General features: G+C 65.5%; 11 protein-coding genes. 8 read left to right on the forward strand and 3 right to left on the reverse strand.

Translation table 11 applies throughout. The features are described from left to right. The 6 genes from RMN95_RS04215 to RMN95_RS04240 all read left to right on the forward strand — a co-directional run. Nucleotides 1-937 (forward strand): aconitase family protein (locus RMN95_RS04215; RefSeq protein WP_309615707.1); only part of this gene is annotated, 937 nt, incomplete at its 5' end. Then, nucleotides 937-1533, forward strand: coding sequence for a 3-isopropylmalate dehydratase small subunit (gene leuD / locus RMN95_RS04220; RefSeq protein ID WP_309615708.1), 597 nt, complete (start codon nt 937-939; stop codon nt 1531-1533). The genes RMN95_RS04215 and leuD, both read left to right, overlap by 1 nt. Before the next feature lie 70 nt (nt 1534-1603). Beyond that, the gene (murA, locus tag RMN95_RS04225) at nt 1604-2971 is read left to right on the forward strand and encodes a UDP-N-acetylglucosamine 1-carboxyvinyltransferase (RefSeq protein WP_309615709.1); all 1368 of its coding nucleotides are present in this window, start codon (nt 1604-1606) and stop codon (nt 2969-2971) included. A gap of 77 nt (nt 2972-3048) precedes the next feature. Beyond that, complete coding sequence (locus tag RMN95_RS04230; protein WP_309615710.1) at nt 3049-3873, forward strand: lysophospholipid acyltransferase family protein; 825 nt, start codon at nt 3049-3051, stop codon at nt 3871-3873. Next, nucleotides 3860-4948, forward strand: coding sequence for an NAD(P)H-dependent glycerol-3-phosphate dehydrogenase (locus tag RMN95_RS04235; RefSeq protein ID WP_309615711.1), 1089 nt, complete (start codon nt 3860-3862; stop codon nt 4946-4948). The genes RMN95_RS04230 and RMN95_RS04235 overlap by 14 nt, the downstream gene beginning before the upstream one ends. After that, complete coding sequence (locus RMN95_RS04240; protein WP_309615712.1) at nt 4949-6040, forward strand: D-alanine--D-alanine ligase family protein; 1092 nt, start codon at nt 4949-4951, stop codon at nt 6038-6040. It abuts the gene before it with no gap. A gap of 65 nt (nt 6041-6105) precedes the next feature. Here RMN95_RS04240 and RMN95_RS04245 read toward each other — a convergent pair whose 3' ends face one another. Next, nucleotides 6106-6570, reverse strand: a complete 465-nt coding sequence (locus RMN95_RS04245) for a DUF3515 family protein (protein WP_309615713.1) — start codon at nt 6568-6570, stop codon at nt 6106-6108. 52 nt (nt 6571-6622) lie between these two features. Here RMN95_RS04245 and thiL point away from each other — a divergent pair, with 52 nt between their 5' ends. Then, nucleotides 6623-7675, forward strand: a complete 1053-nt coding sequence (thiL, locus tag RMN95_RS04250) for a thiamine-phosphate kinase (protein WP_309615714.1) — start codon at nt 6623-6625, stop codon at nt 7673-7675. 118 nt (nt 7676-7793) lie between these two features. On the opposite strand, the gene rsmD is transcribed toward thiL, so the two are convergent. Together rsmD and RMN95_RS04260 are read right to left on the reverse strand one after the other, a co-directional pair. Continuing rightward, nucleotides 7794-8348, reverse strand: coding sequence for a 16S rRNA (guanine(966)-N(2))-methyltransferase RsmD (gene rsmD, locus RMN95_RS04255; protein WP_309615715.1), 555 nt, complete (start codon nt 8346-8348; stop codon nt 7794-7796). 7 nt (nt 8349-8355) lie between these two features. Then, nucleotides 8356-9228 (reverse strand): site-2 protease family protein, encoded by an 873-nt coding sequence (locus RMN95_RS04260; RefSeq protein ID WP_309615716.1) that lies wholly within the window; start codon nt 9226-9228, stop codon nt 8356-8358. A 24-nt stretch (nt 9229-9252) separates the two neighbouring features. Here RMN95_RS04260 and RMN95_RS04265 point away from each other — a divergent pair. Then, nucleotides 9253-9976, forward strand: a 724-nt coding sequence (locus RMN95_RS04265) for an OB-fold nucleic acid binding domain-containing protein (RefSeq protein ID WP_397545245.1), incomplete at its 3' end; no start/stop codon positions are given.

Below are 9976 nucleotides of genomic sequence, written 5' to 3' on the forward strand. Positions count from 1 at the left end.
CCGCCCCGGCGTCACGGCCAAAGACATCATCCTGGCGATCATTGCGCAGATCGGCACGGGCGGCGGGCAGGGTTATGTGCTCGAATTCCGCGGCAGCGCCATCCGGTCTCTCTCGATGGAGGGCCGCATGACGATCTGCAATATGTCGATCGAGGCCGGTGCGAGGGCCGGCATGGTGGCTCCGGATGACACCACCTACGCCTATCTGAAGGGTCGCCCCCACGCGCCCCAGGGCCAGGATTGGGACGATGCCGTCGCCTACTGGAACACACTGGCCACCGACCCCGCCGCCGTATTTGATGCCGAGGTGTATCTCGATGCCGACACTCTGGAGCCGTTCGTGACCTGGGGCACCAACCCGGCCCTGGGGGTATCGCTGAGCGACTCTGTGCCGAATCCGGCTGACTTTTCCGACCCGAACGACCGCGCCAGCGCTGAGCGCGCCCTCGAGTACATGGATCTTGACGCTGGCACCCCAATGAAAGACATCAGGGTCGACGCGGTGTTCATGGGCTCATGTACAAACTCGCGCATAGAAGACCTGCGCGTCTTCGCCTCCATCATCAAGGGTCGCACCAGGGCCGCTGGCGTTCGCGTCATGGTCGTTCCAGGCTCCGCCCGGGTGCGACTCGAGGCCGAGGCGGAGGGTATCGACCGGATCGTGGAAGAGTTTGGGGCGGAGTGGCGGTTCGCCGGCTGCTCGATGTGCCTCGGGATGAATCCAGATCAGCTCGCGCCCGGCGAGAGGTGCGCATCCACCTCGAACCGCAACTTCGAGGGTCGCCAGGGCAAGGGCGGCAGGACGCACCTCGTCTCGCCGCTGGTCGCGGCTGCGACCGCCATCCGCGGCACGCTGTCCAGCCCCTGGGATCTGGAGAACAGTCCGCTACCCGAGTCGGCCCCGAACACGGAGACCGCAGCGAAGGTCGGTGCGTGATGGAAAAGTTCACCACCGTCACCGGTATCGGGGTTCCCCTACAGCGGTCCAATGTCGATACAGACCAGATCATCCCCGCCGTATTTTTGAAGCGGGTCACGAAGACCGGCTTCGAGGATGCCCTGTTCCACGGTTGGCGCCAGGATCCGGAGTTCGTGCTCAACCGCGAGCCGTTCATCCATGGCACCGTGCTGGTCGCCGGCCCGGACTTCGGCACCGGTTCGAGCCGCGAACACGCCGTGTGGGCGCTGCGCGACTACGGGTTCGCGGTCGTGCTGAGCTCGCGATTCGGCGACATCTTCCGCGGTAACTCGGGCAAGCAGGGGTTGCTCGCGGCCCAGCTTTCCGAGAAAGATATTGAGACGATCTGGCTGATCATCGACGAGCACCCCGGGATCGAACTGACCGTCGACCTCATAGCCAAAATGGTCACGGTTGGCAAGGTGAGCTTTGCTTTTGAGATCGACGATTACACTAGGTGGCGTTTGCTTGAAGGGTTGGATGACATTGGTCTGACCCTGCGCGATGAGGCGCGAATTACCGAGTTTGAGGCGCAGCGTGAAAGCTGGCGGCCGAGAACTCTTCCCGCTCGCTGAGCAGGAAAATCGGGACTCAACGGCTGTCGCTTCAGCACCATGCTGTAGCTACTGCAACACAGAGGTGACTATGAATTCTCTTACCAAAGATGCGCAGAAGGCGGCGAAGAGGGTAGGGCTGCGCTCCGACAAGATCGTGATCAACGGCGGCAAACCGCTGGTGGGTCGCATCGAGTTGCGCGGTGCGAAAAACCTGGCGACCAAGGCCATGGTCGCAGCGCTCCTGGCCGACACCCCGAGCGTGCTCAAAGACGTGCCAGACATCAGCGACGTCGTCATCGTCACGGGAATGCTGGAGGCATATGGTGTCTCGGTCAGCAACGACGGCAACGGCACGCTTCGGCTCGACCCGAGCAACGTGCTCAAGGCGCACTTCGCCGAGATCGACGCACTTGCCGGTTCTAGCCGCATCCCCATCCTGTTCTGCGGTCCGCTGCTGCACAGGCTCGGCGAGGCGCTCATCCCCGACCTCGGCGGGTGTCGCATCGGCGACCGTCCGATCGACTTTCATATGGATGCCCTGCGAGCGTTCGGCGCGATCGTCGACAAGAGCTACGAAGGTATTCGCCTCACCGCACCGAACGGTCTCAAGGGTGCCGCTATCGAGCTGCCATACCCGAGCGTCGGAGCGACCGAGCAGGTGCTGCTCACCGCGGTGCTCGCCAAGGGTGTTACCGAGCTGAAGAACGCGGCGATCGAGCCTGAGATCATGGATCTCATAGCGATCCTGCAGAAGATGGGCGCAATCATCTCGGTCGAGCCGAACCGGGTCATCTTTATCGAGGGCGTCGAGAAGCTTCACGGCTACGAGCACCGCGCACTCTTCGACCGTAACGAGGCCGCGAGCTGGGCATCCGCAGCGCTGGCCACCGAGGGCGACATTTTCGTCGGCGGGGCGAAGCAGCAGGAGCTGATGACGTTCCTGAATATCTTCCGCAAGGCCGGCGGAGCGTTCGACATCCACGAGGATGGCATTCGCTTCTACCACCCGGGTACCCCACTGAAGCCGGTCGTGGTCGAGACCGACGTGCATCCGGGGTTCATGACCGACTGGCAGCAGCCACTCATCGTCGCGCTGACCAAGGCTGAGGGTCGCTCCGTGGTGCACGAGACCGTGTACGAGAACCGCTTCGGATTCACGGATGCGCTGATCACGATGGGCGCCGACATTGTGGTGTACAAAGACGGTCTCGAATCAATTAGCCGCAGGGTGCCGCGCCGACCGCTGGAGCAGGCGGCCGTCATCACCGGCCCCACCAAACTGCACGGCGCCGAGATTGAGATTCCCGACCTGCGCGGGGGGTTCAGCCACCTCATCGCCGCGCTGACTGCCGAGGGCCAGTCCACGGTCACCAATGTCGGTATCATCAGCAGGGGTTATGAGCATTTTATAGATAAGCTCACGTTGCTCGGAGCAGATTTTGAATACGAGGGCTAATTCTCAATACGAGGGATAAGAGACCTTCGTAAAATTGACGCCATGAAGGCTGGGTTCGTGAAGGCTGTTCAACAGTGATGAGAAGGGCGTCAACGAAGAGACCTCCGACGAGAAAAGCGCCGACCGAAGCTCCGTCAGGTACGACGCCGGCAGCGAGGCCCGCGTCGGAGAAGACCGCCATCTTCCGATTCTTCGCCTACTCGCTTCTGCCTCTGATGAACGTGCTGGCCCGGTATCGGGTGCACGGCCTCGAGAACGTGCCGGCCGCCGGGTCGTTCGTCGTCGCGCCAAACCACTACAGCAATATCGACCCCATCGTGATCGGCCTGGGACTGTGGAGGTCTGGCAGGATGCCTCGCTACCTCGCCAAAGCGTCGCTGTTTCGTAACCCGGTCGTGGGTGCACTGCTACGGAAGGCCGAGCAGATTCCGGTCGAGCGTTCCGGTAACTCGCGGGACGGCGTCGGCCCCCTCAAGCAGGCCCAAGACATCGCGGCGGCAGGCCACGCCGTCGTCATCTACCCGGAAGGCTCGCTCACCCGCGACCCGGACGGCTGGCCGATGCGCGGCAAATACGGTGCGGTACGTACCGCGATGGATGCCGGCATCCCTTTAATTCCGGCCGCTAGCTGGGGCGCTCAACTGGTGATGCCCCAGAAGACCAACCGCATCAGTGTCTTCCCCAGGAAGACAGTGGACATCGTCTTCGGACCACCCGTCGATCTGAGCGACTTCGCTGGGCGACCGCGAGATTCGCGAGTGCTGGCCGAGGCGACCGCCAGGTTGATGGCGGCGATCACCGCACTGGTCGAAGATCTGCGCGATGAGAAAGCACCGGTCGAACGGTGGAACCCCACAGAGCATGGCCAGACCGAGATCGGACGCTTCGATGACTCACACTGACCCGGCGGGCGCTGACCCGGTGGGCGCTGACTCGGCAAGCACTGACTCGGCAAGCACCGGCTCGCCGCTACCCCAGGCGCGCAGGGTTGCCGTGCTGGGCGCCGGGTCGTGGGGCACCACGTTCGCCAAGATCCTCGCCGACGCAGGCTCGGATGTCGCGCTCTGGGCCCGGCGCCCGGAGCTTGCCCGCGAGATTTCGCAGTCGAAGCGCAACAGCGACTACCTGCCCGGCATCAACCTCCCGCGCGGCCTGTGGGCCTCATCCCGCCTTCCCGACGTGATGGAGTCAGCCGAGCAGGTCTACCTCTCCGTGCCCGCGCAGTCCCTGCGCGAGAACCTGCGAATCGTGCGCGAACTCATCCCCACCGACGCGATCGTTGTGTCGCTGATGAAGGGTGTGGAGAAGGGAACTCGCGCGCGGATGAGCGAGGTGATCCGCCAGGAACTCGGTGTCGATGGGGAGCGGGTCGCCGTCGTATCCGGACCAAATCTCGCCCTGGAGATCGCCAAAGAGTGGCCCACCGCCGCGGTGGTGTCATCCGAAAGTCTCGACACCGCCACCGAGGTAGCGATGACGGCAACGAACCGCTATTTCCGCTCATACGTGAACACCGATGTGATCGGCACCGAGTTCGGCGGTGTGCTGAAGAACCTGATCGCGGTGGCGATCGGCATCGTCGATGGCGTCGGCTATGGCGAGAACACGAAAGCCTCGATCATCACGCGAGGGCTTGCCGAGATGACGGATTTCGCGGTGGCGTATGGCGCGAAAGCCGAGACCCTGGCGGGGCTGGCTGGCCTCGGCGACCTCATCGCCACCTGCGAATCCTCGCTCTCGCGCAACAACACGGCGGGCCGGCTGCTCGGTCAGGGCTACAGCTTCAGCGAGGTGATCAAGCAGATGAACCAGACCGCGGAAGGGCTGTCATCGGTGGCGCCGATTCTCGAACTCGCGCTGGCGAAGAATGTCGAGATGCCCATCGTGAGCCAGGTTGCCGAGGTGCTGGCGGGTACGCTGAACCCGCGCGACATCGCTCCGCATCTCACGACCGACGACATCCCGCAGGGGGAATAGGTGCCCAGACTCACTGTCGCCCTGCTCTTTGGCGGGCGCTCATCCGAGCACACCATCAGTTGTGCGACGGCCGGCGGGGTGCTCTCTGCCATCGATCGCTCGCGGTACGAGGTGATCCCGATCGGTATCACCCGTGACGGTGCCTTCACCCTTCAACCCGACGACGCCGACCTGTTTGCGCTGAATCCGTCGGCCATGCCGACCGTCACCGATAATGGCAGTCGGGTGCTGTGGCCAGAGTCCGCAATGACCCGCGAGTTTCAGGTGATGGATGCCTCGGGCGAGGTTCGATCGCTGGGAGACGTCGACGTGGTCTTCCCCATCCTGCACGGGCCGTTCGGAGAGGATGGCACCGTGCAGGGCATGCTCGAACTGCTCGGTCTTCCCTACGTGGGAAATGGAGTGCTGTCCTCGGCACTCGGCATGGATAAGCACTTCACCAAGACGGCCCTCGAGGCGGCCGGAGTGACCGTGGCGCCGTGGGTGACCGTGACCCCGGCGCAGTGGGCGGCCGATAATGCGCTCTGGCGGGGGCGGGCGGCATCCCTTGGTCTGCCGGTATTTGTGAAGCCGGCTCGCGCAGGTTCGTCGGTGGGCGTGACAAAGGTAACGAACGCTGAGCGGCTGGATGCCGCGCTGGAGCTCGCATTCGCCGAAGACGGCAAGGCGCTGATCGAACAGGCCATCGTTGGGCGCGAGCTCGAGTGTGCTGTGCTTTCGGGCCACACGGGCGCGCCGCCCAGGGTGAGCGTGGCCGGCGAAATCATCATCGCCGGTGACGGTTTCTACGATTTCGAGGCCAAGTACCTCGACGATTCTGTGGCGCAACTGGTGTGCCCGGCGACGCTCACCGAGGGTGAGCTTGCCGAGATGCAGCGGGTCGCCGCGAGGGCCTTCGAGGCGATCGGTGGATCGGGTCTCGCGCGAGTCGACTTCTTCTACACGGGCACCGATTTCATCGTGAACGAGCTCAACACGATGCCAGGGTTTACGCCGATCTCGATGTTCCCCAAATGTTGGGCGGCCACCGGGCTGCCGTACGCGGAGCTGATCGACGAGCTGATCGCGCTGGGCCTGGAGACCGCGCGCTAACCGGAGCAATCCCGGCGGACGAGGATGCGGGCGTCTCGCGGGCCGGTCGCAGCAGAGGCGCGAACTTAGCCGCCCGCCACCTCGGGTGAGACGCACGCTCGGTCGGCGGGAATTCTGCCTATGGCCGGCGCCAGATCGCTCAGCGCCTCGAACCCCGAGACTCCGTCTGTGCCGACGGCCGGGTCGCCGTCGCTGTCGATGATGACCTCGACCGCGGGAGTTCGACCGTAGGTGATGAACACGAAGTTCGGGTCGTCGGAATCGTCGCGCAGCCAGTCCACGCCGCCGACGGTGATGCATGGCAGGGTTGCGGTCGGCGCAGGGGAGGGCACGCCACACCGCAGCAGCAGGTACGACGGCTGACCCCAGGCTGCCGTGGCCTGGGCATCTGTCTCGCGGGCGGCCAACCCGCCGACCGTCTCCGGCAGTCGCACCATCATCGTCGCGCAGGCTGGGTTCGAGGCATCGGCCGCGGCGTCGAGCACGACCACCGGCGCACAACCCGCCAGGAGCAGAAGTACTGCTGCCATCAGCGCTGCACGGGTCGTCGGCTTCATCGGGATTCAGGCTACCGTGTGAACCATGACGCCAGCAGTGACCCCCTCGCCGGACAACGCGCCACACGACACCGTTGGCAGCCGTGACCTCTCCGCAGGCCAGGCGTCAGGTAGTTCCACCGTCGGCGCGCTGGGGGAACAGTCGGTGCTCGCCCGGATCTTCCCCAGGCTGCCCTCGGCGGCGGCAGAACTCGTCGGACCGGGCGACGATGCCGCCGTGGTTTTCGCCGCGGATGGTCGGGTCGTGATCACCACCGACATGATGATCCACGGTCCAGATTTCCGGCTCGCGTGGTCGACACCGCACGATCTGGGATGGAAGGCCGCGGCATCCAATCTCGCGGATATCGCCGCAATGGGCGCCGTGCCCACCGCTCTCGTGGTGGCGCTCGCGGTGCCCACAGACACCCCGGTCGAGGTGCTCGAGCAGTTCGCGGACGGCCTCCGGGATGGATGCGAGGCGATGGCCCCCGGGTGCGGCGTGGTGGGCGGTGACCTCTCGGTATCGAGCGTGCTCACGATCGCGGTGACCGCCCTTGGCGACCTTCAGGGGCGCGACCCGGTGCTGCGCTCCGGCGCCAGTGTCGGCGACATCGTGGCGGTGTCGGGCGTGCTGGGGGCGGCGGCGGAGGGGCTGCAGCTGCTGTTCGAGGGCGGCATGGTTGAGGGTGTTCCGGATGCCGCATCCACTGCAAAGCTCAAACTCGACCACAGCGCCGCCATCGCCGCCCAGCTCACACCTCGGCCCCCGATCGCCGACGGCCCCGCCGCCGCGATCGCCGGAGCGACCGCCATGCTCGACCTCAGCGACGGCCTCGCCATCGATGCTCGCCGCCTCGCGACGGCCAGCGGTGTGGCCATCGACCTGTCGAGTGCGGCGGTCGGCGGCAGGTTACAGCTCGAGGGCGGAGAGGATCACAGCCTGCTCGCCACCTTCCCGGCCGCAGCGGCGTTGCCGGGCGGGTTCAGGCGCATCGGCGCCGTGGTGGAGGGCGACGGCCTGCTGGTCGACGGCGCGCCGTACGACAGGGCGAGCGGGTGGGATCCGTACGTCGGCTGGGATGGCCACTCAGGCTAAGCTGCACCGATGGGCGCCGGCCAGCCGTCGCTACGCGCCCTGCCCGCTGTCGCTGTGCGCCCTGCCCGTTGTCGCTACGCGCCCTGCCCGCTGTCGCTGTGCGCTCAGCCCGCTGTCGCTACGCGCCCAGCCAGTACAGCGCAGTGTCGCCGTAATCCTTGCGGCGCTGAAGTTCGAGGCCGTTCGGCCACTCGGGTTCGGATGTGCGCGAGCTGCGCTCCAGCACCACGACCGCGCCCGGCGAGAGTCGCGGCATGAGTGCCTCGAGGTTCTGCGCGAGTTCGGTCGGTCCGAGGTCGTAGGGCGGATCCATGAAGACCAGATCCCAGAAGGCACGGGCCGACTCCAGAAACGCCTGCACCGATTGCCCAGACGATTCAATGGTCGGCCTGGCGCCCTTCGGGGCCTGTTTCAGGATGCGCGCGGCGTTGAGCTTGCCGGTCTGGATGCTGCGATCCACCAGTGTCACGTGGATGGCGCCGCGTGAGGCGGCCTCCAGCCCGAGCGCACCTGAGCCCGCGTAGAGGTCGAGCACACGCATCCCCGTGATCGCTTCCCTCGACTCGAGCGCGGAGAATATGGCCTCCCTCACTCGGTCGCTGGTCGGCCGGGTTCCCGAGCCGGGGACCGCGATGGTGAGGGACCCGGCCCACCCGGCGATGATTCGGGTCATGTCCCGGCTAAACCCAGAACCGGAAGAGGTCGAAGCCACTCCAGATAAACACGGCCGGAACCTGAAGGAATGAGACAATCCCGATAATCGCTGAGAAAAACAGCGCGTTGACCACGGGTATCCACAGCAGCGCAAAAAGGCCGAGGATCGCGAACGGCGCGATGGGCGCCACCGCGGCGAGCACTCGTTCAGGCAGGTAAGGCTGGATGATGCCGAAACCGTCCAGTCCGGGAACGGGCAGCAGATTCAGCACGGTTGCTGTCACCTGCAGGAACAGCAGGAACGACAGCGTGACCCAGAACGGGCTCGACCCCTCCCGGAATGCGAGGACCACGGCGAGAATCAGCGCGATGGCGAGATTGGTGAGTGGCCCGGCTGCCGAGACTGCCGAGTTGGCGAAACGCGATCGGATGGCGTTGCGATCGATGAACACTGCGCCGCCGGGGAGGCCGATGCCGCCGGCGATCAGGAAAACGAGCGGCAGCACGAGGCTGAACACTACGTGGGTGTAGCGCAGCGGGTTGAGCGTCAGATACCCGCGGTGCACCACCGAGAGGTCACCGTTGCGGTAGGCGAGGTAGGCGTGGGCGAACTCATGAAGGGACAGCGAGATGACCCAGATGAATACAACGAAGAAAAAAGACATGACGGGAGCGGGGCCGACTCCAGACCACAGTGCCCAGCCCGACACCGCAGCGCCGACGACGAGTGCAAGGAAGACCGGCGATGGGCGGCGACTGGCCTGCCGAGTCGCGTGCTGTGCGCTGTCGATCGGAATGGGCGCCGGGAGGTCGGTTCCGTGTGACTCCTGGGGCGCGACGTAGCCGGGCACTCGCTCGCCATACTGTGGCCGATCATCGCCGCCGGATCCATTCGTCACGGGGGCAATCCTGCCACACCGGGGGTGACGGGTAGCGTAGCTGTCGTGGCATCCCCCCTCGATCAGAAGCTCAGCGTCGCGCTGGGCGAGCGCACCGCTGCCGCCTTCTCTAAGGGGCTCGGCCTCATCACGGTCGGCGACCTCCTCAGCCATTATCCGCGACGGTACGCTCGCCGGGGCGAGCTGACCGAACTCACCCACCTCCCCATCGACGAGAATGTGACGATTGTGGCAGAGGTGCTGCGGGTGATGAACCGGCCGATGCGGGCCAAGCGCGGTTCGATCCTTGAGGTGACGATCGGCGATGGACTGGGCATCCTGACCCTGACTTTCTTCAACCAGGCATGGCGGGCCAACGAGTTGACACCGGGCGCGCGGGGTATTTTTGCGGGAAAGGTCGGCGACTATCGCGGGAGCCTGCAGCTCGCCCACCCTGACTATGAGCTGTTCGACGAGACTGGTGTCGACGCCGCTGGTGGCGGCAATGCCGGCGGAGACGTCGGCGATGGTGCTGCTTCTCGCGCTGGCGGTGGCGGCAATGCCGGCGGAGATGTCGGCGATGCTGCTGCTGGCAGTGGCGATGGTGTTGCTGCTGCTGCTGCTGCTGCTGGCGCTGGCGATGGTGTTGCTGCTGGCGCTGCGGCCGACAGCGCCGGCGCCGAGCGCGCGAAAGCCTGGGCCGAGCTGCCGATTCCCCTCTATCCGGCCACCTCTACCGTGGCGAGCTGGCAGATCCAGAAGGCTGTCG

Origin of the sequence: Salinibacterium sp., from assembly GCF_031364185.1 — a bacterium.
GTDB lineage: Bacteria > Actinomycetota > Actinomycetes > Actinomycetales > Microbacteriaceae > Rhodoglobus.